This is a genomic window from Xanthomonas sp. NCPPB 2586, from assembly GCF_041475775.2.
GTDB lineage: Bacteria > Pseudomonadota > Gammaproteobacteria > Xanthomonadales > Xanthomonadaceae > Xanthomonas > Xanthomonas campestris.
The window spans coordinates 3,256,750-3,280,242 of record NZ_CM192981.1; the positions used below are offsets into that span (position 1 = coordinate 3,256,750).

21 protein-coding genes and 1 pseudogene are annotated in these 23,493 nt (G+C 66.1%); 7 read left to right on the forward strand and 15 right to left on the reverse strand.

Annotated elements, in window-relative coordinates:
• The first annotated feature begins 109 nt into the window (after positions 1–109).
• Positions 110–1,144, forward strand: coding sequence for an XC_2801 family transcriptional regulator (locus tag ACCQ09_RS14120; protein ID WP_011036627.1), 1,035 nt, complete (start codon positions 110–112; stop codon positions 1,142–1,144).
• Between the two features lie 645 nt (positions 1,145–1,789).
• Here the strand turns inward: ACCQ09_RS14120 and ACCQ09_RS14125 are convergent.
• The 9 genes and pseudogenes from ACCQ09_RS14125 to ACCQ09_RS14165 form a co-directional block, all read right to left on the reverse strand.
• The gene (locus ACCQ09_RS14125) at positions 1,790–2,515 is read right to left on the reverse strand and encodes a YiaD family glycine zipper/OmpA-like lipoprotein (RefSeq protein ID WP_040941526.1); all 726 of its coding nucleotides are present in this window, start codon (positions 2,513–2,515) and stop codon (positions 1,790–1,792) included.
• Positions 2,516–2,648: 133 nt separating this feature from the next.
• The gene (locus ACCQ09_RS14130) at positions 2,649–4,067 is read right to left on the reverse strand and encodes a cryptochrome/photolyase family protein (protein ID WP_040941527.1); all 1,419 of its coding nucleotides are present in this window, start codon (positions 4,065–4,067) and stop codon (positions 2,649–2,651) included.
• A 295-nt stretch (positions 4,068–4,362) separates the two neighbouring features.
• A complete protein-coding gene (locus ACCQ09_RS14135; protein WP_228428007.1) occupies positions 4,363–5,793 on the reverse strand; it encodes a replicative DNA helicase in 1,431 nt (476 codons plus the stop codon).
• Between the two features lie 188 nt (positions 5,794–5,981).
• A complete protein-coding gene (locus tag ACCQ09_RS14140) occupies positions 5,982–6,536 on the reverse strand; it encodes an NADPH-dependent FMN reductase (RefSeq protein ID WP_011036623.1) in 555 nt (184 codons plus the stop codon).
• Between the two features lie 74 nt (positions 6,537–6,610).
• Positions 6,611–8,554 carry an asparagine synthase (glutamine-hydrolyzing) gene (gene asnB, locus ACCQ09_RS14145; protein ID WP_011036622.1) on the reverse strand — a complete coding sequence of 648 codons (1,944 nt, stop codon included), beginning with the start codon at positions 8,552–8,554 and terminating at the stop codon, positions 6,611–6,613.
• Positions 8,555–8,576: 22 nt separating this feature from the next.
• Entirely contained in the window at positions 8,577–9,200 is a 624-nt protein-coding gene (locus ACCQ09_RS14150) for a glutathione S-transferase family protein (RefSeq protein ID WP_040941529.1), read from the reverse strand.
• A gap of 229 nt (positions 9,201–9,429) precedes the next feature.
• A pseudogene (locus tag ACCQ09_RS14155) lies at positions 9,430–11,975 on the reverse strand (DUF3857 domain-containing protein).
• Positions 11,976–12,067: 92 nt separating this feature from the next.
• Complete coding sequence (locus ACCQ09_RS14160; protein ID WP_040941530.1) at positions 12,068–13,231, reverse strand: acyl-CoA dehydrogenase family protein; 1,164 nt, start codon at positions 13,229–13,231, stop codon at positions 12,068–12,070.
• A 176-nt stretch (positions 13,232–13,407) separates the two neighbouring features.
• Positions 13,408–14,184: a glycine zipper 2TM domain-containing protein gene (locus tag ACCQ09_RS14165; protein WP_040941531.1), complete on the reverse strand. Its 777-nt coding sequence runs from the start codon at positions 14,182–14,184 to the stop codon at positions 13,408–13,410.
• A gap of 144 nt (positions 14,185–14,328) precedes the next feature.
• Between ACCQ09_RS14165 and ACCQ09_RS14170 the strand changes: the two genes are divergently transcribed.
• Both ACCQ09_RS14170 and ACCQ09_RS14175 read left to right on the forward strand, forming a co-directional pair.
• Complete coding sequence (locus ACCQ09_RS14170) at positions 14,329–14,544, forward strand: DUF6116 family protein (RefSeq protein WP_011036617.1); 216 nt, start codon at positions 14,329–14,331, stop codon at positions 14,542–14,544.
• Positions 14,544–15,311, forward strand: coding sequence for a TatD family hydrolase (locus ACCQ09_RS14175; protein ID WP_012438777.1), 768 nt, complete (start codon positions 14,544–14,546; stop codon positions 15,309–15,311). The genes ACCQ09_RS14170 and ACCQ09_RS14175 overlap by 1 nt, the downstream gene beginning before the upstream one ends.
• Before the next feature lie 45 nt (positions 15,312–15,356).
• Here ACCQ09_RS14175 and ACCQ09_RS14180 read toward each other — a convergent pair whose 3' ends face one another.
• A complete protein-coding gene (locus ACCQ09_RS14180) occupies positions 15,357–16,187 on the reverse strand; it encodes a tRNA threonylcarbamoyladenosine dehydratase (protein WP_040941532.1) in 831 nt (276 codons plus the stop codon).
• Between the two features lie 48 nt (positions 16,188–16,235).
• Here ACCQ09_RS14180 and ACCQ09_RS14185 point away from each other — a divergent pair, with 48 nt between their 5' ends.
• Both ACCQ09_RS14185 and ACCQ09_RS14190 read left to right on the forward strand, forming a co-directional pair.
• Positions 16,236–16,664 carry a hypothetical protein gene (locus ACCQ09_RS14185; RefSeq protein ID WP_040941533.1) on the forward strand — a complete coding sequence of 143 codons (429 nt, stop codon included), beginning with the start codon at positions 16,236–16,238 and terminating at the stop codon, positions 16,662–16,664.
• A 119-nt stretch (positions 16,665–16,783) separates the two neighbouring features.
• Positions 16,784–17,266: a glycine zipper 2TM domain-containing protein gene (locus ACCQ09_RS14190; RefSeq protein ID WP_040941534.1), complete on the forward strand. Its 483-nt coding sequence runs from the start codon at positions 16,784–16,786 to the stop codon at positions 17,264–17,266.
• Between the two features lie 76 nt (positions 17,267–17,342).
• Here the strand turns inward: ACCQ09_RS14190 and ACCQ09_RS14195 are convergent, their stop codons facing one another.
• Positions 17,343–17,558 (reverse strand): cold-shock protein, encoded by a 216-nt coding sequence (locus ACCQ09_RS14195; protein ID WP_003483561.1) that lies wholly within the window; start codon positions 17,556–17,558, stop codon positions 17,343–17,345.
• Between the two features lie 228 nt (positions 17,559–17,786).
• On the opposite strand from ACCQ09_RS14195, the gene ACCQ09_RS14200 reads away from it, so the two are divergent.
• Complete coding sequence (locus ACCQ09_RS14200) at positions 17,787–18,272, forward strand: DUF456 domain-containing protein (RefSeq protein WP_011036612.1); 486 nt, start codon at positions 17,787–17,789, stop codon at positions 18,270–18,272.
• 166 nt (positions 18,273–18,438) lie between these two features.
• Positions 18,439–19,569, forward strand: a complete 1,131-nt coding sequence (locus tag ACCQ09_RS14205) for a phospholipase A (RefSeq protein WP_040941535.1) — start codon at positions 18,439–18,441, stop codon at positions 19,567–19,569.
• Between the two features lie 190 nt (positions 19,570–19,759).
• On the opposite strand, the gene ACCQ09_RS14210 is transcribed toward ACCQ09_RS14205, so the two are convergent.
• The 4 genes from ACCQ09_RS14210 to ACCQ09_RS14225 form a co-directional block, all read right to left on the reverse strand.
• Entirely contained in the window at positions 19,760–20,398 is a 639-nt protein-coding gene (locus ACCQ09_RS14210; protein ID WP_029216862.1) for a carbonic anhydrase, read from the reverse strand.
• 185 nt (positions 20,399–20,583) lie between these two features.
• A complete protein-coding gene (locus tag ACCQ09_RS14215; protein ID WP_228428009.1) occupies positions 20,584–21,219 on the reverse strand; it encodes a glutathione S-transferase family protein in 636 nt (211 codons plus the stop codon).
• A gap of 28 nt (positions 21,220–21,247) precedes the next feature.
• The gene (locus ACCQ09_RS14220; RefSeq protein WP_228428011.1) at positions 21,248–21,673 is read right to left on the reverse strand and encodes a hypothetical protein; all 426 of its coding nucleotides are present in this window, start codon (positions 21,671–21,673) and stop codon (positions 21,248–21,250) included.
• A gap of 193 nt (positions 21,674–21,866) precedes the next feature.
• Positions 21,867–23,384 carry a fumarate hydratase gene (locus ACCQ09_RS14225; protein ID WP_228428013.1) on the reverse strand — a complete coding sequence of 506 codons (1,518 nt, stop codon included), beginning with the start codon at positions 23,382–23,384 and terminating at the stop codon, positions 21,867–21,869.
• Between the last annotated feature and the right edge of the window lie 109 nt (positions 23,385–23,493).

Below are 23,493 nucleotides of genomic sequence, written 5' to 3' on the forward strand. Positions count from 1 at the left end.
GGGATGCCGCATAAGCTAGGCCTCAAAGCAGCACTTGATTAGTCCGGATTTAGGGGAATAATCGTCCCGCAAGCGGTCCAATCCCTCCAGACTCCGGAAGGCACCCCTCATGACCCACGATCTCAACGACACCCTGATCTTCGTCAAGGTGGTCGAACAAGGCAGTTTCATCGCTGCCGCCAACTCGCTCGGCCTGCCCAAGACCACGGTCAGCCGCAAGGTGCAGGAACTGGAAACCCGGCTGGGTGCCCGCCTGCTGCACCGGACCACGCGTCGCATCGGCCTGACCGAAGCCGGCGCGGTCTATCACGAACACTGCCAGCGCATTGCCCGTGAACTGGAAGAAGCCGAAAGTGCCGTCGGCCAATTGCAATCGGGCCCGCGCGGTTGGTTGCGCTTCACCGTGCCGTACTCGCTGGGCATCACCTGGATCGCGCCGTTGCTGGGCGAATTCCACGCGCAATACCCGGAAATCCAGCTGGACATGCACCTGGGCAACGAGAAGCTGGACCTGATCGGCGGCGAAGCCGATCTGGCCCTGCGCGTGGGTGCCCTGCCCGATTCCAACCTGGTTGCGCGCAAGCTGGGCAGCCTGCGCACGCAGGTGTTTGCCAGCCCGTCTTACATCGAACGCTATGGCGAGCCGCTGCATCCGGACGAGTTGCAGTTCCATCGCACGCTCGCCCTGCGCAAGAACCGCAACGTGCACAACAACCGCTTCTTCTGGTCGCTCAGCGACGGCAGCGATGTGCGCGAATTCCCGGTCAATCCGTTGATGGTGGCCAACGACCCGGCCGCGCTCAATGGTGCGGTGCTGTGCGGCGAAGGCTTGTTGCTGACCGGCGATGTGATGGCCAAGCCGTTCGTGCAATCGGGCATGGTGCGGCGTGTACTGGCCGGTTGGACCGGGCCGGAAGTGGACTTCAACGCGGTCTTCGCCGGTGGCCGGTTGGTGTCGCCGAAGGTGCGGGCGTTCGTGGATTTCCTGGTGACACGCCTGAACTTCGACGCCGATTACATGATGGCGCAGTGCCCTGCACGGCTGGCCGCACAGCGCGCCAATGGGGATGCGGAGGTGGAGGTTGAAGTGGAGGCCGAGTTGCGCGCCGAGGGTAAGCGCATTTTGGAGAAAGCTACGGCGTGACGGGCGTTTTGTGCGGTCTCGGCGCGTAGCGCGGCGGGTTCTCCTTCTCCCATTGGGGGAAGGTGCCTGCGGGACTGTTGGGGGTGAGGTGGGTTCGTTGTTCTGATATTCGTAATCGGATTTGCGTCTAGCTCGCGCAAGAAAGTTGATGCGACGCTTTAAGCGAATCCCTAATCCCGACATTCCAATTCCAGCTTCAACGCAGAGCTTTCGCGTCTGCGGCGCGAGTTCCTTTTGTCTTGGCAAAAGGAACCAAAACCGCTGTCGCCGACGCAATCCGGTGCGGTGAAGCCGCACCGGTGCCCTGCGCTCCTCGCCACGCGCGGCACGGCGCCCAAACTCGCTGCGCTCAGACAAGGGCGCCTCTTCGGCCACGCGTGGCTGCGGTGCTCGGCTTGCTTTAAGGCGACTGGGTGAAGCAGGAGCAAAAGCGGAACAGCCCGGCCCTGCCATCTATTTCGTTGTACCGATAGCCGCCTCGGGCTTTTTGCATCTGGTTCGCAGTAAGAGCTGACGCGATGCGTAACCAGTGATCTGGACCTTGCTCTTACTTCAGGCCGTCTGTAACTCAAAAAAAAGGCCGCTTTCGCGGCCTTTTTTATGCATCCGGTGACGCCAGTTACACGTCACATGACACCATCAAACTCAGCGCATGCCGGTAGTGCTGGCGGCGCCTTCCTGGCGTAGCGGGATCAGGCGGATTTCGACGCGGCGGTTCTGTGCGCGGCCGGCGTCGGTGCTGTTGTCGGCGATCGGATAGCGCTTGCCGGCGCCCATGGTTTCCATGCGTTCGCGCTGCACGCCCTGGGCGGTCAGGTACTGGGCCACCGCATTGGCGCGCTCTTCGGACAGGCGCTGGTTCACCGCGTCACTGCCGACGCTATCGGTATGCCCCACCACTTCCACCATGGTCTGGTTGTACTCACGCAGTGTCGAGGCCACGCCGTTGAGCGCGGTGTAGAACTGCGGCTTCAACGCAGCCTTGCCGAAGTCGAAGGTAATGCCGTCGGGCAGGTTCAAGGTGATGTTGTCGCCCTGGCGCTGCACGTCGATGCCGGTGTTGGCGGTGCGCTCGCGCAACGCGCGTTCCTGACGGTCCTGGTACTGGCCAACGGCCGCACCGCTCAATGCGCCGATACCGGCACCGATCATCGCGTGCTGGCGGCGTTCGGTGGCGCTATCGCCGGTGAGCAGGCCGGCGGCCACGCCGATCGCGGTACCGATCAGCGCATTGCGGCCGGTGCGGTTCTGTTGTTGGGTCTGGTCGCCGTACTGGTCGCGCTGCACGTACGAGCCGCCGGTGGCGCAGGCGGACAGCGCGATGGCGCTGGCCAAGGCCACGGCAAGGCTCTTGCTGGCTGCTGGGGACATGGTGTTCTCCTTTGGCCGGACCATCCGGCGCTGAATCGTGCCGCGAGGATAAACAGCGCAACGCGACTGGCACATGATGAAATCGCCCGCCGCCAACGTTCGGCTAGCGGTTCATTCAGGAAAACGTTTTCGCTTAGCCGCGCGTGCCTGCGTAGGCCGCCAACGCGGCATCGCGCCCTTCGGCCAGGCCGATGATCGGCGCGCGCGGATAGGTCGGTGCCAGCCGCGCCAGCGATAACGGATGCAGCCACGGTGCAAAGCGCTCTTTCACCGGCAATGCCGCCAGCTCGGGAATCCAGCGCGTGATGTAGGTGGCTTGCGGGTCGAATTTCTCGGCCTGCGTCACCGGATTGAACACGCGGAAATACGGCGCGGCATCGGCGCCAGTGCCGGCCACCCACTGCCAGCCCATCGTGTTGTTGGCCAGGTCCGCATCCACCAAGGTGTCCCAGAACCAGCGCGCGCCCTCCAGCCAATGCACGCGCAGATGCTTGCACAACAGGCTCGCCACGATCATGCGCACGCGGTTGTGCATCCAGCCGGTATGCCACAGCTGCCGCAGCCCCGCATCGACGATCGGGATGCCGGTGCGCCCGCGCTGCCATGCGTCCAGCGTGACCGGATCCACCGTGGCCCAGTCGAAGCCGGCAAAGCGCGGGTTGAGGTTTTGCGTGGTGGTGTCCGGGAAGTGATGCAGCAGGTGGTACGCAAAATCGCGCCATCCCAACTGGCGGATATAGCCGTCGATGTCCGCGCCATTGCGCGCGCTGCGCTGCGCCTCCAAGGTGCTGGCAATGCGCCAGGGCGCGATCTCGCCAAAATGCAGATGCGGCGACAACTGCGAGGTGCCAACGCGGTCGGGACGGTCGCGGTTTTCGCGGTAACCCGACAGCGCGCCGTCGACAAAGATCTCCAGCATCTCGTGCGCACCGGCTTCGCCCGGCTGCCAGTGTTCCCAGAAACCCTGATCCCATGCCGGCGCGGGCACCAGGTTCAGCGCATCGACGTGCACACCGTCCAGCGACGCGGGCAACGGCGGCAGGCTGCGCGGCGCGGGCATGGCATCGGGCAAGCGCAGCTGAGTGAGTGCATTTCGCCAGAACGGCGTAAACACCTTGTACGGCCCGCCCTGCTGGGTGGCCAGGGTCCACGGTTCGAATAACAGCGCGGCGTTGCAGCTTTGCACCTCCAGCCCACGCTCACGCAGGCTGCGCTTGATCTGCGCATCGCGTGGCTGGGTGGCCGGCTCGTATTTGCGGTTCCAGTACACCGCCACCGCCTCGGTCTGCGCGATCACCGCGTCCAGCACCTGCGCGCTGTCGCCCTGACGAATCAGCAAGGCGCTGCCGCGCGCACGCAAGGAGGCATCCAGTGCGGCAAGACTGCGATGCCGCCACGCACGCGATGCCGCGCCCGGCGCCCATTGGCCTTCTTCGTGCGGTGCATCGATGTAAAGCGGAATCGGGTCGTGCCCGGCATCGAGCGCGGCGCGCAAGGCGGGGTTGTCCTCCAGACGCAGGTCGCGACGGAACCAGACGATGGCGTAAGACATGCAGACTCGGCAGCGGCAGGTGAGGCCGCGCAGCATAAGCCAGCGGCCGCAACGATGGCGCGATGCCAGCCGCGGAGTCTGTGCGAAGCGTTCGCTGGCGCACCGTCGGTGCCGCGATGTGCGACAGCGATCGCTGCGCGTCATGCCCTGCCAGCCTTACGCGCGCTGGTGCAGCTCCGCGCGCATGGCGCCCAGGCATCGCTGCTGACACATGCGGTGCCGGGCGCTCGTGCGGCCCACATTCCCAATCGACCACTGCTCCCGCTTGGTAGAGCCGCCGCAGATGACCAGCGGCTTACTCGAAGCTACCCACCGAATCGTGCGCCAGATTGTCAAAGCGCGTGTATTCGCCAAAGAACTTGAGCTTGCACGAGCCGGTCGGGCCGCCACGGTGCTTGCCGATGATGATCTCGGCCAGGCCCTTGTCGGGCGAGTTTTCCTTGTTGTAGTAGTCGTCGCGGTAGATGAACACGATCATGTCCGCGTCCTGCTCGATTGCGCCGGATTCGCGCAAATCGGCCATTACCGGGCGCTTGTCGGTCCGCGTTTCCAGCGAGCGATTGAGCTGCGACAACGCAATCACCGGCACGTTGAGTTCCTTGGCCAGGCCCTTGAGCCCACGCGAAATCTCGGAGATTTCGGTCGCGCGGTTTTCGCTGTTGCCCGGCACCGACATCAGCTGCAGGTAGTCGATGACGATCAGGCCCAGGTCGTGTTCGCGCTTGAGCCGGCGGCACTTGGAACGCAGCACTTCCGGCGACACGCCGGGCGTGTCGTCGATGAAGATCTTGGTTTCTTTCAGCATCTTGATCGCGCCGGTGACGCGCGCCCAATCCTCGTCTTCCAGCGCACCGGTGCGCAGGCGTTGAGCATTGATGCGGCCGTTGGAGGAAATCAAGCGCATCGCCAGCTGCGACGCCGACATTTCCATCGAAAACACCGCCACGCCTTTCTTGGACTTGATCGCGGCGTATTCGGCAATGTTCAACGCCAGCGTGGTCTTACCCATCGCCGGACGCGCGGCCAGGATGATCAGATCGGTCGGCTGCAGGCCGGCGGTCATCGCATCGAAATCGGTGTACCCGGTCGGCAGGCCGGTGATGTTGCCGCCGTTTTCGAAGCGGTTGCGCAGCTCTTCGAACGCGTCCTTCAAGGCGCCCGGCATCGCCACGAAGTCTGTGCGCCCACGCGCGCCGGCTTCGGCGATCTTGAACACTGCTTTTTCCGCCGATGCCAGCAGCTCGACGCTCTCGCGGCCTTCTGGCTGGAAGCCATCGTTGACGATGTTGGTGCCCACTTCGATCAGCTGCCGCAACACCGCCTTGTCGCGCACGATTTCCGCGTAGGCGGCGATGTTGGCCGCCGACGGCGTGGTGCTCGCCAGCTCGATCAGATAGGCGCCATCGCCCACCTGCTCCAGCTTGCCCTGCGACTCGAACCACTCGCCCAGCGTGACCGCATCGAACGGGCGATCCTTCTCGGAGAGCTCGCGGATGGCGCGGTAGATCAGACGATGGTCGCGCCGGTAGAAGTCGTTCTCGGTGAGCTGATCGTTGACCTTGTCGAACGCATCCGGCGCCAGCATCAGGCCGCCCAGCACCGCCTGCTCGGCTTCCACCGAATGGGGTGGAACCCGCAGCTGGTCCAGACGCGGCTCGGGACGATCGTAGTCATCCAGATCGCGGTCGCGATTGCGGTTGGAACGGAAGCCGGGACGAGCGGACATGGACGGACAGCCTGACGCGAGGGAGACGGGGGCAGGAAGCATAGTCATCGCCGGCGGCGAGGACCATGCACAACTCTGTGGATAACTGGTGCATAGCCAGTGCACCACAGCCTACGCCGGTGCGGTCTCACTGCCCGCGATGCCCTGCCCCCGTCTAGCCTGCGGGCATGCCGGCCCGGCCCGCGCGCTCAGCGTGTGTGGTGTGCGATCCAGGCCAGGAAGCTGTCGACAAATCCCTGCAGGAACTTGCGGCTGTCGGCATCGGCAATCTGGCCGTCGGCGCCGAACAAGCCATCCTTGTATTGCAGATAGATCTCCGGCTGGCCGAGCACGTGCATGTCCAGGTAGGCCAGCACGCCACGTAGATGCTGCTGCGCCAGCGCGGTGCCGATCGCGCCGACCGAGATCCCCGCGATGGCGGCCGGCTTGCCGGCGAAGGCGCTGTCGCCATATGGCCGCGAGGCGGTGTCGATGGCGTTCTTGAGCACGCCGGGGATCGAGCGGTTGTATTCCGGGGTCACGAACAGCACCGCATCGGCCGCGCGTAATTGCTGCTTGAGGCGGGTGCCTTCGGCCGGGTAATCGCTGTCGCGGTCCTGGTTGTACAGCGGCAGGTCGCCGATCTCCAGGAACTCGAACGTGGCCTTGTCGCCGGCCAGCTGCGCCAGCGCCTGGGCCAGCTGGCGGTTGTAGGACTGCGCGCGCAGGCTGCCGACCAATACCGCAATGGTGTACTTGCTCATGGGGAACGCTCCGTGGGAACCAGCGCCCCACTGTAGGCAGCGTGGCGCGCACACCCGGTGAAGCGCCGCCCGCGCTACGACCGGACGATGGCAGCCCGCTGCGCGCGCCAGTGGTCCTGCCAGGCCTGGAACATCAGCACCGTCCACAGGTGGGTGTGCCACTTGCGCTCGCCGCCATTGAAGTCGCGCCACAGCCCGGCCACGGTATCGGCGGCGAACACGCCTTCGCGCTGCAGCGTGCCGTGTGCCAGCAGATCGTCGGCCCAGCCATGCAGGTCGCCGCGCAGCCACGCACTCACCGGCGCACCGAAGCCACGCTTGCCGCGGTAGACCATCGGCTCGGGCAGATAGCGGCACAGCACGCGCTTGAGCAGGTACTTGCTGACCCCATCGCGGTACTTGAGTGAGAGCGGCAACGACCAGGCGAACTCGGCCACGCGCCAATCCAGCAGCGGCGCGCGCGCCTCCAGCCCCACCGCCATGGTGGTGCGGTCGACCTTGCACAGCAGATCGTCCGGCAGATACGCAGCGAAGTCGGCCAGCATCATCGCGTCGGCCGGCGTGCCCGAGCCATGCAGCGGATCGGCCAGGCTGTAAAAACTGTCTGGCTCGGTCGCGCCCAGCACCACCGCGGCCGGGTCGCGCCAGCGTGAGATGCGGTTGCGGTAGATGTCGCCGATGCCGCGTGCGCCCGCCTCGGCCACCAGTGCCGCCAGCCCGCCGGTGCGCGAGGCTTCGCCGCTCTTGCGCGCTGCCACCGCCATCAGGCGCCGCAGCGGCGCCGGCACCAGCCCGTGCATGCGCCAGTTACGCAGCGCGCGCTGGTAGCGCCCATACCCGAAGAACAGCTCGTCGCCGCCATCGCCGGATAGCGCCACGGTGACGCCACCGCGCGCCAGCCGCGCCACCAGCGCGGTGGGCACCTGCGAGGCGTCGGCGAACGGTTCGTCGAACATGTCCGGCAAGGTCGGCACCACCGCCAGCGCATCGGCGCCGCTGACATACAGCTCGGTGTGATCGGTGTGCAGGTGCGTGGCCACTTCGCGCGCCAGCGGCGCTTCGTCGTGGTGCGAGCCCTCAAAGCCGATGCTGAAGGTGTGCACCGGCTGGTCGCTCTGCGCCTGCATCATCGCGGTGACGATCGACGAATCGGTGCCGCCAGACAGGAACACGCCCACCGGCACGTCGGCCACCATGCGCAACGCCACTGCATCGCGCAGCAGACTATCCAGCTGCTCTTCGGCCTGGGCATCGGTGCCGGTGAATGGCGCGGCCAGCGCACGCTGCATGGCCTCGCGGGCATTCCAGAACGGTTGCTGGGCCTGGTCGGGCCGGTGTGCGGCGGCGCCGGCGGCCACCGCTTGGGCGTCCAGCCGCAGCACCCGCCCGGGCATCAGCTTGAAGGTACGCTCGTGGATGCAGGCCGGCGCCGGGATATAGCCCAGCCGCAACAGCAGGGTGAGCGCATCGCGGTCCACGCCGTTGTCGAAATCCGGGTGCTGCCACAGCGCCTTGAGCTCGGAGCCGAACACCAGCGTGTCACCGGCCCAGCCGTAGTACAGCGGCTTCTTGCCCACGCGGTCACGGGCCAACGACAGGCAATGGTCGCGTTCGTCCCACAGCGCCAGCGCGAACATGCCGTTGCAGCGCGCCAGGGTGTCGTCCAGGCCCCACTCCACCACTGCGGCCAGCAGCACTTCGGTATCCGAATGCCCGCGGAAGCGGTGCCCGAGCGCCGCCAGCGCCGCGCGCAACTGCGCGAAGTTGTAGATCTCGCCGTTGTAGGCCAGCACGTAGCGGCTGTCGGCCGAGCGCATCGGCTGATGGCCGAGCGGAGAGAGATCCAGGATGCTCAGGCGCTGGTGGGCCAGCGCAACGCCGGCCTGCGCATCGCACCAGGTACCGGCATCGTCTGGGCCACGGTGGCGCAAGGCGCCGCCCATCGGCCGCACCAATGCCTCCAGCTGCTCGCCGTGCATGCGCGGTGTTGCCAGCAACAGTCCTGCCAATCCACACATCGTCAGTGCTCCTGCCGGCCGCTCATGCGCTCACCGGCGCAGGCATCGCCACGAAGCCCGGCAGCGCGCGCACCCGCTGCAACCAGCCGTCAATCGCCGACCAACGCTCCAGATCGAAGCCGCCGTCTTCGGCGCAATGGGTATAGGCGAACAACGCGATGTCGGCGATGCCGTAGTCGGCGCCGGTGAACCAGGCATGCTGGCGCAGGTGCTGTTCCATCACCGCCAGCGCCTGCTCGCCGCCCGCGCGCAGCTGCGGCAGCTCGGCTCGGCGTGCGGCATCGCGCGGCGTCCACAGGCTGATGAAGCGCGCTACCGCCACATAGGGCTCATGGCTGTACTGTTCGAAGAACATCCAGCTCAGCGCCTGCGCGCGTTGCCAGGTGTCGGTGGGCAGGTACGGCGTGCCTTCGGCCAGCCAGAACAGGATGGCGTTGGATTCGGTCAGCACGCGGCCGTCGTCGCGTTCCACCATCGGCACCTTGCCGTTGGGATTCTTGGCCAGGTACTCGGGCGTGCGGGTCTCGCCGGAAACGCTATCGACCTCGACCCAGTGGTAGCGGCTGCCGAGCTGCTCCAGCAGCAGACGCACCTTGTAGCAGTTGCCCGAGCTGGACATGCCATGCACGGTCAGGGGGGGACGCATGGTCGAGGTCACGCTGACTCCGCGGCAGCAACGAGGGGCTGGCAGTGTCACAGCCCTTCGCGGCTTTGCAAAGCCCTGCCGCGGGCGTGCACGCGGCCGGACGCATCTGCCAGTCATCCACCTGCCTACTGCCGCCCGCAGCGAAGTAGATGGCCTGCAGCCGCCGCCCTGCCGTCATTGCGGCGCTGAATTAGCTGGATCCATCAACGCCTTGCGAACCGCACGCCGATCAGCGCATCACCCATAACGCGAGCGGCACACCGATCACCGCGATCAGCATGCCCAGCAGCGACGCGGTCAACGCCAGCGCCCCGAACGCACGGGCGCGCCCGCACTGCGCCGCGCCGGCCACGGCCTGCAGCGCGGCAATCGCCCACCACAGCGCACCCAGCAGCAGCACGAACACGTACATCGCCAGTTGCGCCAGTTCCGCCCCGTTGCGCGCGCCGGTCCGCAGCAACGTGACATCGCCAGCGAGCGCCACCAGCCCGGCCAGCAGGCACACCAGCCACGGCAAGGCGCTGCCCAAGGCGGCAGGCAGCACGCGGCCCAGCGACGCGGTGCTGCCCATCCAGCGCAACACCGGCTTCAGCAACACGCCGCCGAGCACGGCCAGCGCATAGAAGCCGACGCCGCCTGCCAGCCGCGCCCACAGTGGCCAGCTCTGCAACAGCATCCAGGCCATCAATGCCGCAGAGACCGCTGCGGTGATCCACGCGCTCCAGCGCAGGCCTGGCTGCTGCGGCATGCGTTGCGCAACGGCATACGGGTCGAACAGCATTCCGCCCAGTCCACCGAGGCGCCACCACACCACGCACCCCAACAGCAGCACGATCAACGCCCCCAGCGCTGCCATCGGCTGCAGCAGTGCGCGCCAGTTGGTCGGCGCGCGCGGCGCCGGCTTTGCCAGATCGTGGTTGAAATACAGCAGGTCGCGCGCACGCTCCATGTCGGCCGCCGCACGCTTGATGCCGTTCGGCGGAATGCGGTCGGACAACCGCTGCCACTCGCCGACGATCTCCAAGGTGCCATCGCGCATGGCCACGGTGCGCGAGAAGCGGAACCACGGGTTGGCCACCTCATCGCGCTGCGCCTTTACCGAGATCGCAGGCGTCACGTGCACGCGCACGGTCTGGCGCGCCAGCCGCGGGCCTTCCAGGGCCAGCGGGCTTTTTCGCGCGGCGCTTGGCAGCGTGTCCATCCAGTCGCTGAGCTGGAACAGCGGGAAGCCGACCTCGTCGCCTTCGTCCTTGGCCCATTCAAGCCGGTAGGACTCGTGGGTGCGCGCCTGCGAGCGATCGTCCGGCTGGGTGAGCGTCGGCTCCTCCTGCTGGGTCAGCGCGGTGTAGTACTGCTGCATGTACTCCAGATAGCGTTCGCCCACCGCCTCGGCACCGTCGGCGTCGAACCGCGCCGCGACCGGATCGCCGTAGCCCTGGCGATACACCGTGTCCACGCTGAAGGTCGCCACGCGCGGCGAATCCCCCATAGCGATATGGATGTCTTCTTCCACCTCAACCTGCGGCACCGTCGGCCGCGGCGCGGGCACCGCGACCAGCTCGGTCTGCCCGGCAACCACCGGCAAGCCGCGCACGAACGGCAGTGGGCGGCGCTGCGCCAGTGGACCTTGCTCGCGGTCGCGGGTGGCATCCACCCATACCTCGCCCTGCGGCAGATGCGCGCGCACCACCACATGATCGAAGGCATACGGGCTTGGCAGGCGGTTTGCCAGACCATGGCCGCGCTCGCTGTGCACCAGCACCGGCTCGGCGCGGATGCCGGCCAGTTGCAGCAGCGCGATCAGCAGCGTGGCCTTGTCCTTGCAGTCGCCGTAGCGGTTACGCAGCGTCACCTCCGGCGCATGCGGGGCGTGCGAGTTCTCGCCCATGTCCAGGCCCACATAGCGGATCTCGCCCTGCACGAAGGCCACTGCGCGCAGCAGCGCGCCCTGAGGATCGGTGTTGCGCAGCTGCAGGCTCTGCACCATGCCGGCGGCCACCTGCGCATCCTTGAACGCGTGCGGGTACAGCTGCAGCGCCCATGCTGCCACCGCGCCCCAGCTGCCGGCGGTCGACACTTCGATCACGCCATAGGGGTCGACATCGTCGGGGGCATCTTTCTCCGGCTGCACCGCGGCAATGTTGCTCGCGGCGATCTCCAGCGTGGTCCCCCGTCGGCACTGCTGACATGCCGGCTAAAGCCCGGCGCGGCGATCTTCCATTGCAACGACAACGTGGAGGGATAGCGCACCCGCACCCGGCGCTCGCCCAAGGGCACGCCGTAGCGCGCATCGAAGACGTCGTAATAGCCCTGGCCAAACACCGGGTTACTGCCGGTGAGGGTCACGCCGTAGTCGACACGGTCACCCACGCGCAGGTCCGGCACGGTGATCGACAGTGTCAGTGCGCCATCGATCAGCCCTTCCTCCAAGCCGCTCTCGCGGCGCAGCCGCGCGTAATGCGCCTGCGTGCGCATGTCGATCCGGCGACCGTCGCGCCAGACCTCCAGGCTGTTGAGCACCAGCTGCTGGTACTGCGGCTGGTAGTCGATCGAGATCTGCCCGGCCTCCTCCAGGTCTTTTTCGCGCCGCACGCTGTAGCTCAGCCGCCGGTACGCCTGCGGCGCGCGGCCGGTCAGATCGATCTGGTCGGACACCAGTTCATAGCGCAAGCCGCTGGTGCCGGCCACCTTGTCCGGCACGGCGTCGGCCACCACCCAGGCCGGCGCGGGCGCCATACGCGGCGCATCACTGGCCTGCGCGGCCGGCACCGCCAGCACCGCAACGACGGCCAGGCACACCCACACTCCCCACCACACGCCACGCAGGCGCTGCATCACATCCTTGCCGATCAAGCACCCACTCCTCGTCAGAACGCATTGAGCCCGGTCAGGGCCCGTCCTACCACCAGTTGATGCACGGTTTCGGTGCCCTCGTAGGTAATCACCGATTCCAGATTCAGCGCATGCCGGATCGCCACGTGCTCGGTGGTGATCCCCGCCGCCCCAAGCAGGTCGCGGCACTCGCGCGCCACATCCAGTGCCATGCGGCAATTATTCCACTTCGCTAGCGAGATCTGTTCCGGGCGCAGCGTGCCGGCCTCCTTCAGCCGCCCTAGTTGCAGCGCCAGCAGCTGCGCGGTGGCGATCCGGCGCGCCATGTCGGCCAGCTTGATCTGCGCGCTTTGCGTGGCCGCCAGGGGCCGACCGAACAGAATGCGTTCGCCGCTGTAAGCCAGCGCCTCGTGCAGGCAGGCGACCGCCGCCCCGATCGCGCCCCAGGCGATGCCGAAGCGCGCCTGGCTCAGGCAGCCCAGCGGCGCCTTCAATCCCAGTGCATCCGGCAAGCGTTGCTGCTCGGGCACGAAGACATCGTCCAGGAACACCGCCGAGGTGACCGAGGCGCGCAGGCTCATCTTGTGGCCGATGTCCTGCGCACGGAAGCCCTCGCTGCGCGTGTCCACCAGAAAGCCACGCACGCCGTCATAGGTATGTGCCCAGATGATTGCCAGGTCCGCGATGCTGCCGTTGGTGATCCACATCTTGGCGCCACGCAGCCGCCAACCGTCACCGTCGCGCACCGCGCGCGTGGTCATCGCCGCCGGGTCCGAACCACCTTGCGCCTCGCTCAAGCCGAAACAGCCGATCACCCGGCCGGCGGCCATCTCCGGCAGCCACTGGCGCCGTTGTGCGTCGCTGCCATAGGCATGGATGGGATACATGCACAGCGACGATTGCACGCTGACAAAGCTGCGCAAGCCGCTATCGCCGCGCTCCAGCTCCTGGCAGATCAGCCCGTACGCCACCGCGCCCAGGCCGGCGCCGCCCTCGCTCACCGGCAGGCTGGCACCCAGCAAGCCCAGCGACGCCAGCTCGGGCACCAGCTCACGCGGGAAGCGCGCGGCATCGAAGGCCTCGCCGATGCCGGGCAGCACCCGCGTATCGGTGAAACGTGCCACCGCATCCTGCACCGCGCGTTCGTCATCGCTGAGCTGCGCACGCACGTCGAACAAGTCATCAGGCCGTACCGGCATTGCGCGCCTCCAGGTGGGATGCGGCGATTATCTGCCAGTTGCGCCGTCCACAGGCGGCCATCCACAGGCGAGCGCTCTGCGCGCGGGCAGCGCCGCGGCGTCCCCATAAACGAGAAGAGCCGGCAATGCCGGCTCTTCTCTCTACTGCGCACCCAACTGCTGGTGCGCGTTGACGCTTACTGACGGGTGCTGCTGCTCGGGCGGTCCACGGCCGACGCGGCCTGCGTCACCAGCTGACCATCCACCACCGGCAGGCGCTCGCTGGCCGGCTTGTCGTTCATGCGCACGGTCTTCTCGAAACCGTCATAGCGGTAGGTCACGTCGTAGCCCACCACGTTGTCGGCATCGCCCAGCGAAATGCGCTCGCCCGGCTTGCTGTCCATGCGCATGGTGGCGGTGGTGCCATCCTGATTGCGGTAGGTCACGTCATAGCCGACCACGCGCGAGGACTGCGAGTTGGCATTTTCGGTATGGCACTGACGCTCGGTGCGGTCGACCACGCGGCCACCCACGTGATTGCGATCGACGCGGTTGCCGACCATGCCGCCGCCCACTGCACCGGCCACGGTGGCGAGCTTGCGGCCGTTGCCGCCGCCCACCTGGTTACCCAGCAGACCGCCGATCACGGCACCGGCCACCGTGCCGCCGACGTTGCCGTCGCGTTCGGGCAGGCGCTCCTGCACCACCACGTCGCGGCAGACTTCGCGCGGCGAGGAGCTGGTGGTGGTTTCGCGAATGGCGTTGCTGTTGATGACCTGCGCGTACTGCGGCTCGCGCTCGGTGATCGGTGCAACCTTCACCACATCGGCATATTCCAGGCCGCGCGGTGCGGGCTCGCCGTTGGCGACGAAATCACCCGAGGACGGGCGGTTATTCATGAAGGCAGCCGTGGCCACGCCTCCGACCAGCAACGCTCCAGCAGCGACCAGTATAGTTGTCGTATTGCTCTTCATGACCAGCTCCGTGCGGACACGCCGCGTTGTTGACGGCGTGATTCCAGCACGGGAACCCTGAACAAAAACGCCCTCGCTCATGAATGCCGCAGTTAAGTTCAGCTAGCGGTTACTTCATGCATCGCTAATAGCAGGAGCCTGCGCATGCGTAATCCACTGACTTCACGCGCCCTGGACTGGGCCAGCAAGCTGCGATATCCCACCTTGTTCAAGCTGGCGGCCGCCCTGTTCCTGGTCGACATGGTGGTGCCTGATCCCATTCCGTTCCTGGACGAACTGCTGTTCGGCCTGAGCACCTTGCTGCTGGCCAACTGGAAGACGCGCAAGGTGCCACTGCCTGCACCGGTGCGGCGCGACTGATGCGGTTGATCGACAGCCACTGCCATCTGGACGCAAGCGAGTTCGACGCCGACCGCGCCGCGGTGATTGCGCGGGCACAGGCCGCCGGCGTCATGCAGCAGGTGGTGCCGGCGATCACCGCCGCCAGCTGGCCAGGCCTGCGTGAAGCCTGCGCGCTGGCACCGGGCCTGCATCCCGCGTACGGGCTGCACCCGATCTTTCTGGACCAGCATCGTCCTGAACATCTGGAATTGCTGGCCGAGTGGATTGCGCGCGAGCGCCCGTGCGCCATCGGCGAATGCGGCCTGGATTTCTTTCTCGACGGCCTGGATGCGCAGACCCAGCGGCACTACTTCGATGGCCAGCTACAGCTCGCCAAGCGCTTCGATCTGCCGCTGATCGTGCATGCGCGCCGCGCCGTCGAGGAGGTCATTGCGCGCATCAAGGCGGTAGGCGGCATCCGCGGCGTGGTGCACAGCTTTGCCGGCAGCCCGGAACAGGCACAGCAATTGTGGAAGCTGGATTTCATGATCGGCCTTGGCGGGCCGGTCACCTATCCGCGCGCCAATCGCCTGCGCGGCTTGGCCGCGCAGATGCCGCTGCAGCATCTGCTGCTGGAAACCGATGCGCCCGACCAGCCGGACGCGGGGATTCGCGGGCAACGCAACGAACCGGCGCGTCTGCGCACCGTGCTGGACTGCATTGCGCAGCTACGCGGCGAGCCGGCCGAAGCGATCGCGGCGCAAACCAGCGCCAACGCGCGGCGGCTGTTCGGCTTGCAGGCCTGACGGCGTGCGCTAGCACGCCATCACTGGCAGACCAGCGGCCAGACGCTACGACGACGCCGCATCCGTCGTGGCAGGCAACGCTGCCGCGCTCTTGGGCTTGAGCAACATCTCAAGCGCTTTCCCGACCGCGACGAACGCGAACGTGCCGGTGATGTGGGTGGCCGCGCCCAGCCCGGCACCACAGTCCAGCTTGAGCGCGGCATCGGCGCCCAGTTGCGGACGAATGCCGCAAACGCTGCCATCGGCTTGCGGGTACTTCACGTTCTCCAGCGAATACACCGCCGGTACGCCGAAGTAGCGCTTGGCGCTTTTCGGAAAGTTGAAGTCGCTGCGCAGCTTCTTGCGGATCAGTGCCAGCATCGCGTCGTGCTCGGTGCGCGAGACATCGCGTACACGCACCAGGGTCGGGTCGGTACGCCCGCCCGCCGCGCCCACCGTCAGCAGCGGCAGCTTGCGACGCCGGCACCAGGCGATGGTTTCGACTTTCACGCGAAAACTGTCGCAGGCATCGATCACCAGATCGAAGCCCTCGCCCAGCAGGCTCTCGATATTGCCGGCGGTAAGAAATGACTCCACCGCATCGGCCTCGATCTCCGGATTAATTGCCACGCAGCGCTCGGCCATTGCGCGCGCCTTGTTGCGCCCGTACTGGCCGGCCAGCGCCGGGAGCTGCCGATTGGTGTTGGACACACATAGATCGTCGGCATCGATCAGCCGCAGATGGCCCACGCCGGTGCGGGCCAGCGCCTCCACCACCCACGAGCCCACCCCGCCCATGCCCACTACCGCGATCCGGCACTCGGCCAGCCGCTCCACCGTGCCAACTCCGTACAGCCGGTCGATACCGGCAAAGCGTTCACGCCATTGTGCTTTCATCGGCCTATTTTACGCGCCCCATCCACGGCGCGCTCACCTGGAGCAGCCATGTCCGCACCGCCTCCCGCGCAATCCCATGCGGCACGCTATGGGTTCGTTCTCGTGCTGGGCGTGCTGCTCGGCCTGGTCTGCACGGTGATGGTGGCGCGCACGCTGCAGGCACGGCGCGCCCCGGTGCCAGACAGCCTGATGCAGATCATGGACCATCAACTGCGCGCCCTGCCCGGCCCATCCGGCAGCAGCTGTGAACCAGCCAGACAACGCGCGCGGCTACAGACACTGCAGCTGTTGGCCACTGACCTGGAGCCGGTGTTCGGCGACCTGGGCGAAGACCGGCGCTTTGGCGAACACGCGCAGGCACTGCGTGCTGCGATCGCTGCGCCACTGCACGCGCCAAACCTTGATTGCGCTGTGCTGGCACAGGCGCGGACGCAGATTTCCGAGGCCTGTGAGGCCTGCCACCGTGACTTTCGATGAAGGCCTCGCTCGGGTTTCGTTAAGCCTGGAGTGATCCAGTTGGCAGGCCGTTCACCTGGACCATCACAGGATGACGTCGCCGCGGCCCCGACCGCCTACTGAATCCCTGGAGAGACCTCATGAAGACCCGACTGCTCGTCATTGGCCTGGCCGCCACCGCAACCCTGGTCGGCTGCGCCACCTCCCAGCCGCAGTACGGCAGCTATCGCGGCGACCGCGGCTACGACCAGGGCGGCTACTCGCAGCAGAACCGCTGCTTGGATTGCGGCATCGTCACCCGCATCGATGAGGTTGGCCCCACCCGCAGCGCTCCGACCGGCACCGGCGCGGTGCTCGGCGGCATTGTCGGCGCGGTCGCTGGACGCCAGATCTCCAAGGAGACCGGCGGCAGCAAGGGCAACAAGAACGTGTCTGCCGTTGCCGGCGCCGCTGCAGGCGCCCTGGCCGGCAACGCGATCCAGAACAACGTCACCAGCGAGAGCTACGACGTGCAGGTGCGCATGGACGATGGCCGCGTGATCATGGTCAACCAGCGCGACCTGGCCGGCGTGCGCGAAAACGCCTATGTGCGCGTGGTCAACGGCAAGGTCGTGCTGCGCTAAGCGCACGCCGCTTCAAACCGGAGTGATCAGAAAGGCCCGGCAACGGGCCTTTCTGCCGTCTGCGCGACGCCTGTGCTCAGACCACCTGCACCGCGTCGGCCTGCAGGCCCTTCTGGCCTTGCACGACGGTAAAGCTGACCTTCTGACCTTCCTTGAGGCTCTTAAAGCCCTGGATCTGGATCGCGCGGAAATGCACGAACACATCCTCGCCATTTTCGCGGCTGATGAAGCCGAAGCCCTTGGCATCGTTGAACCACTTCACGACACCATTTTCGCGTTCGATGTTGGACATCTCGACTGACTCCCTACGACACTATGTATGGAATTGGCGGCGGTGGCTGGTTGCAAGGAGGAAGCGAGGTACAAGGATGTAGCGGATCGGTCGATCTACCGCATCAGGCCACGATTCACTGTGACCCCGGCAAACAGCTGCGGCTGCAACTTAACCCGCACAAAACGAAATTTCAAGCACCCCTTGCGCATTTTTGTCAACCCTGAAATAGGACATTTTTAGACCATCATGGACACCACCGTCGTCTACTACATTTTGGCCGGCGTGCTGGTCCTGGTCGGGCTTGCCGGGGTGATCCTGCCGGCCTTGCCCGGGTTGCCGCTGGTGTTTGCCGGCCTGTTGCTGGCGGCCTGGGCGGACGGCTTCGCGCATGTGGGATGGGTCGCGCTGGTGGTGCTGGGCGTCATGACGGCGCTGTCCTTCCTGATCGACTTTCTGGCCACGGTGTACGGCGCGCAGCGGGTCGGCGCCAGCAAGCTGGCGCTGTGGGGCTCGGTGATCGGCGCCATTGCCGGAATTTTCTTCATGCCGATCGGACTGTTCGTGGGCCCCTTTGCTGGCGCGTGGATCGGCGAGTACTGGCAGACCCGCAAGACCGGTCAGGCCACCAAGGTGGGGATCGGCACCTGGCTGGGCATCGTATTCGGCACTGCCACCAAGCTGGCGCTGGGCATGTGCATGCTGGGCGTGTTCGCGATCGCCTGGTTTTTCTGAGGCGACAACAACCGCAGGCCGGCAACCGCGCGCGCACCATTGGCCCCGCGGCGGCGGCAGTCGCGTCCGACTTGTTATGCCGCCGTGTACACATGGCTTATGCAGACGCGACCGTTATCCTGCGTCCTTCTGCGCCTGTGTGGCGCCTCCACCTCGGCCAGCACCCATGTCCAAGCACCGTACCCGTCCCCTAATGCTAATCGCCCTGGCCGCTGCGCCGCTGGCGCATGGGCAGGAAATCGCTCCACAGCCAGCATCGCCGCAGGCCTGTACCTCCGTGACTTCGGATGCCGCGCGTCTGGCGTGCTACGACCAGGCGCTGGGATATACCCCGCAGGCCGTGCAGGAGGCAGATGCCGCCGCGCAGTTGGCCAAGCAGGCCGCCAAATCGGAAGACACCCGCAAGATCAGCCGCGTGGGCGATTTCTTCCGCGCCGACGGCCAGGACCAGCCGAAGGAAGAAGCGGTCGCCAATGCCGGCCGCGGCTCGCTGCTGGACCGCCGCTGGGAGCTGGCCAAGGATTCCAAGCTGGGCACCTTTCAGCTGCGTGGCTACAAGCCGGTCTACCTGTTGCCGGCATTCTGGACCAGCGACACCAACCGCACGCCGCAGTCGCCGAACCCAGCCAACTCGGTCAGCACGCCACAGCAACTGGACAGCGCCGAGTTGAAGTTCCAGCTGAGCTTCAAGACCAAGGTGGTTGAGGATCTGTTCGGCGACAACGGCGATATCTGGATGGGCTATACCCAGAGCTCGCGCTGGCAGGCCTATAACTCCGATGCCTCGCGCCCGTTCCGCGAGACCAATTACGAGCCGGAAGCGATGCTGGTGTTTCGCAACAACTACAGCATCTTCGGCTGGAAAGGCCGCATGAGCGGCATCAGCATCAATCACATGTCCAACGGCCGCGAAGACCCGCTGTCGCGTTCCTGGAACCGGGTGATCCTCAACATCGGCCTGGATCGCGAAAACTGGGCGCTGACCTTGCGCCCGTGGTTCCGTATCAAGGAAGACCGTGCCGACGACAATAATCCGGATATTGAGGATTACATGGGCCGCGGCGACGCCACCCTGGTCTATAACAAGGATGGCCACGAATTCGCCTTGATTGCCCGGCATTCGCTGCGTGGCGGCGACCGCTCGCACGGCTCGGTGCAACTGGATTACGGCTTCCCGATCACCAACCTGTTGCGCGGCCACGTGCAGGTGTTCGATGGCTACGGCGAGAGCCTGATCGACTACAACCACAAGGCCACCTATGTGGGCGTGGGCGTGTCGTTGCTGGAATGGTTCTGATGCGTCGGCCGCAGGGATGCACGCAGGCCCGTCAACGCCAGCGGTAAATCCTGGAGGCCGATGTTGTCGCAGCAGCGACGGCACAATCAGTTGCCATGAGAAAAGCCGGCATCGCTGCCGGCTTTTTCAATTCAGATGTTTCAGCGCAGCAGGAGCAGAAAAGTCTGCAGGCCGGCGCGTTGCCACCGCCTCAGACGTCGAAGAAATCGACCTTGCCGTCCTTGAGCGTGTAGTAGGCGCCGACCACACGGCAGCTACCGCCCCGCAGCGGTTCCAGCAATGCCGGCTCGGAGGCACCACGCAGGCGGTCCACGGTGCGCTTGACGTTTGCCTTCACCGATGCCGACAGCAGGTCTTCACCGCCCTTGCTCTTTGCCGTCAGCACGGCCGGGACGATGGGTTCGATCATCGCGCCAATTGCGCCGGGGAAGAACGCGTTCTGCTCGACCACCGACACCGCCGCCGCCACCGCGCCGCAGCTTTCATGCCCCATTACCACCACCAACGGCACGCCGAGCTGGCTCACTGCATATTCGATTGAGCCCAGCGCGGTGGTGTCTACCGTGTTGCCGGCATTGCGCACGATGAACATTTCGCCCAGGCCGCGGCCGAACAGGAGCTCCGGCGGCACGCGCGAATCCGAGCACGACACCAGGATCACGAACGGGGTCTGCCCAAGCGCAAGATCCAGGCGGCGCTTGCCGTCGGATATCACCTTCTTGGGGCGGTTCTCGACGAACGCCTTGTTGCCGTCACGCAGCACCTGCAGGGCCTGTTCGGCGGTGAGGTCGGTCTTCTTGCTGGGCGCGGCGCGCAGCGAGAACGGCAACGAGGCAGCGGCAGCAGCCACCGGTGCGCAACATGCGCATTGCAACAGTTTGCGACGCGATACGGACTGCAACATGGTAGAGCCCCTGTTCTCTGGTGTGTCTCGCGATCGTACACCCTGGTAGGCATAACCATACGGACTCAACTGTAACTATCGACACATCGCTTCGCTTGCGCGTCGCACGTTCAGGTCCAGTCGGTCAGGCCCTCGCGCCGGTAGGTCTCCCGGAAGGCAGGCCGCGCCTTCATCCGCTGGGCATGCGCGTGCAAGGCGGGCCAGGTATCCGTGGGTTTGGGCATATTGCGCGACCAGCGCATCAGCATGGTCAGCAGGAAATCGGCCGCCGACAGCGTGTCGCCCAGCAGATACGGGCCGTGCGCCTGCAGGTGCGCGTCCACCTGCGCCCAGGCCGCCTCCAGCTTCTGCCGGGCCTGCGCTTGCGCCGCATCGACCTGCTCAGCGCCGGCCGGCTCGTCCGGGTAGAACCAGGCGCGATACGCCGGCTGCAAGGTGTTGGCGCAGAAGAACATCCACTGGTAGTACGCCGCACGTGCCGGCGTTCCCGGCGGCGGTGCCAAGCCCGCCTGCGGGTGCAGGTCGGCCAGGTGCAGCACGATGGCCGCCGCTTCGGTCAGCACCTGCCCCTCCAGCACCAGGGTCGGCACCACGCCGGCCGGGTTGAGCGCGAGATACGCGGGGGATTTCTGCTCGCACCGGTCGAAGTCCAGTGGATGCAGCACATGCGGCACCTGCAGTTCGATCAACATCCAGTGCACGACCAGGGCGGCGGTGCTGGGGGCGTGGTACAGCGTCGTGGTCATGCAGGCTCCCTCATTAGGTGGGACAGGACTAGTTGGTACAGGAACGCAAACAGGCAAGCTTGTGCGGTTCACAGCGATTGACATCGCTCTGCTGGGTGCAATCGAACACCTGCGCCATGCAATTGGCCCGCTGCGCCGGATTCTGGGTTGCGTCGCAGCTCTTTCCGCGCGGTGCAACCGCCATGCGGCAACTGCTTTCGCTTGGCCGGTCGGCGTTGCACTGCGCGGCGCTGCGGTTGCACTGCGCGATGCAGCGCTCCATCACCGAGGGGCCGTCAAAGCGCGTCGTGGTGTCGCTGGGCTTGAGCGGCTTTTTCTCGGCAAACGGCACCGGCGCGGTGGGCTGCGGCGCGTAGTTGCCGGAAGGAAACAGCACGGTGGGCTGGGTCTTTTGCTGCGCTGCCAGCGGCAGGCTGGCGCACACCAAGACGGCAAGGCAGATAAGGCGGAGCATTCCTGTTCTCCTGAGGGTGCTGGCATGTGCACCCCGAGCATAGCCCGTTCCTGTTGGGCCGTCCTGCCACGTAAGACACGCATGCAGGCATCTTTTTTCCAGCGCACAAACACCGCGTGCGAATGACAGATATACGCGGTGCCCAAACTGAAAACGGCGACGCAGTGGGTGTGCGTCGCCGTTCCAGGTTTGCTTATTCCACCACTACCGGAATCTTGCCGATGCGCGACTGCCATAGCCGCGGGCCGGTCTTGTGCACCGATTCGCCGGTGGAATCCACCGCCACCGTCACCGGCATGTCCTTGACCTCGAATTCGTAGATCGCCTCCATGCCGAGGTCTTCGAAGGCCAGCACGCGTGCGGCCTTGATCGCCTTGGACACCAGGTACGCCGAGCCGCCGACCGCCATCAGGTACACGGCCTTGTTGTCGCGGATGGCGTCGATCGCCGCATCGCCACGCTCGGACTTGCCGACCATGCCCAGCAGCCCGGTTTGTTCGAGCATCTGGCGGGTGAACTTGTCCATGCGCGTGGCGGTGGTCGGGCCGGCCGGGCCCACGACTTCGTCGCGCACCGGGTCGACCGGGCCAACGTAATAGATGAAGCGGTTGGTGAAGTCGACCGGCAAGGTCTCGCCGCGGTTGAGCATGTCGATCATGCGCTTGTGTGCAGCATCGCGGCCGGTGAGCAGCTTGCCGTTGAGCAGCACCACTTCGCCCGGCTTGAAGCTGGCCACTTCTTCGCGGGTGATGGTGTCCAGGTTGACCCGGCGCGCGTTGGTCGGGTTGTAGGTGAGCTTGGGCCAGTCTTCCAGCGACGGCGGGTCCAGCATCACCGGGCCGCTGCCATCCAGGGTGAAGTGCGCATGGCGGGTGGCCGCGCAGTTCGGGATCAGCGCCACCGGCAGGTTGGCGGCATGGGTCGGGTAGTCCTTGACCTTGATGTCCAGCACCGTGGTCAGGCCGCCCAGCCCCTGGGCGCCGATGCCCAGCGCGTTGACCTTTTCGTACAGCTCCAGGCGCAATTCTTCGGCGCGATTGGAGGCGCCACGGGCCTGCAGGTCGACGATGTCGATCGGCTCCATCAGCGCTTCCTTGGCCAGCAGCATGGCCTTTTCGGCGGTACCGCCAATGCCGATGCCGAGCATGCCCGGCGGGCACCAGCCGGCGCCCATGGTCGGCACGGTCTTGAGCACCCAATCGACGATGGAATCGGAGGGATTGAGCATGGCGAACTTGCTCTTGGCCTCCGAGCCGCCGCCCTTGGCCGCCACGATCACCTCAAGATGTTCGCCCGGCACGATCTTGGTGTTGACCACCGCCGGGGTGTTGTCCTTCGTGTTGGCGCGCTTGCCGGCCGGGTCGGCCAGCACGCTGGCGCGCAGCTTGTTGTCCGGGTGGTTGTAGGCGCGGCGCACGCCCTCGTTGACCATGTCTTCCACGCCCATCGTGGCGTCGTCCCAGCGCACGTTCATGCCGATTTCCAGGAACACGGTCACGATGCCGGTGTCCTGGCAGATCGGGCGGTGGCCTTCGGCGCACATGCGCGAGTTGATCAGGATCTGCGCGATGGCGTCCTTGGCGGCCGGCGATTCTTCGCGCTCATAGGCAGCGGACAGATTCTTGATGTAGTCGACCGGGTGGTAGTAGCTGATGTACTGCAGCGCATCGGCGACGGACTGGATGAGGTCTTCCTGCTTGATCGAGGTCACGGCTGGCTCTACGGCTGGCGGGGGTGCAATCCGGCCATTTTAGAGCAAACCGCCGGCCAGGCCGGCGCAGCCAGGAGAAGGCAGCGTTGCACGCGGCGATCACGTGGCG

What these genes read in the sequence shown, in the direction of transcription:
- ACCQ09_RS14120 (WP_011036627.1), top strand. Translation starts at nt 110, where the DNA reads ATGACCCACGATCTCAACGACACCCTGATCTTCGTCAAGGTGGTCGAA.
- ACCQ09_RS14125 (WP_040941526.1), bottom strand. Translation starts at nt 2,515, where the DNA reads ATGTCCCCAGCAGCCAGCAAGAGCCTTGCCGTGGCCTTGGCCAGCGCC.
- ACCQ09_RS14130 (WP_040941527.1), bottom strand. Translation starts at nt 4,067, where the DNA reads ATGTCTTACGCCATCGTCTGGTTCCGTCGCGACCTGCGTCTGGAGGAC.
- ACCQ09_RS14135 (WP_228428007.1), bottom strand. Translation starts at nt 5,793, where the DNA reads ATGTCCGCTCGTCCCGGCTTCCGTTCCAACCGCAATCGCGACCGCGAT.
- ACCQ09_RS14140 (WP_011036623.1), bottom strand. Translation starts at nt 6,536, where the DNA reads ATGAGCAAGTACACCATTGCGGTATTGGTCGGCAGCCTGCGCGCGCAG.
- asnB (WP_011036622.1), bottom strand. Translation starts at nt 8,554, where the DNA reads ATGTGTGGATTGGCAGGACTGTTGCTGGCAACACCGCGCATGCACGGC.
- ACCQ09_RS14150 (WP_040941529.1), bottom strand. Translation starts at nt 9,200, where the DNA reads ATGCGTCCCCCCCTGACCGTGCATGGCATGTCCAGCTCGGGCAACTGC.
- ACCQ09_RS14160 (WP_040941530.1), bottom strand. Translation starts at nt 13,231, where the DNA reads ATGCCGGTACGGCCTGATGACTTGTTCGACGTGCGTGCGCAGCTCAGC.
- ACCQ09_RS14165 (WP_040941531.1), bottom strand. Translation starts at nt 14,184, where the DNA reads ATGAAGAGCAATACGACAACTATACTGGTCGCTGCTGGAGCGTTGCTG.
- ACCQ09_RS14170 (WP_011036617.1), top strand. Translation starts at nt 14,329, where the DNA reads ATGCGTAATCCACTGACTTCACGCGCCCTGGACTGGGCCAGCAAGCTG.
- ACCQ09_RS14175 (WP_012438777.1), top strand. Translation starts at nt 14,544, where the DNA reads ATGCGGTTGATCGACAGCCACTGCCATCTGGACGCAAGCGAGTTCGAC.
- ACCQ09_RS14180 (WP_040941532.1), bottom strand. Translation starts at nt 16,187, where the DNA reads ATGAAAGCACAATGGCGTGAACGCTTTGCCGGTATCGACCGGCTGTAC.
- ACCQ09_RS14185 (WP_040941533.1), top strand. Translation starts at nt 16,236, where the DNA reads ATGTCCGCACCGCCTCCCGCGCAATCCCATGCGGCACGCTATGGGTTC.
- ACCQ09_RS14190 (WP_040941534.1), top strand. Translation starts at nt 16,784, where the DNA reads ATGAAGACCCGACTGCTCGTCATTGGCCTGGCCGCCACCGCAACCCTG.
- ACCQ09_RS14195 (WP_003483561.1), bottom strand. Translation starts at nt 17,558, where the DNA reads ATGTCCAACATCGAACGCGAAAATGGTGTCGTGAAGTGGTTCAACGAT.
- ACCQ09_RS14200 (WP_011036612.1), top strand. Translation starts at nt 17,787, where the DNA reads ATGGACACCACCGTCGTCTACTACATTTTGGCCGGCGTGCTGGTCCTG.
- ACCQ09_RS14205 (WP_040941535.1), top strand. Translation starts at nt 18,439, where the DNA reads ATGTCCAAGCACCGTACCCGTCCCCTAATGCTAATCGCCCTGGCCGCT.
- ACCQ09_RS14215 (WP_228428009.1), bottom strand. Translation starts at nt 21,219, where the DNA reads ATGACCACGACGCTGTACCACGCCCCCAGCACCGCCGCCCTGGTCGTG.
- ACCQ09_RS14220 (WP_228428011.1), bottom strand. Translation starts at nt 21,673, where the DNA reads ATGCTCCGCCTTATCTGCCTTGCCGTCTTGGTGTGCGCCAGCCTGCCG.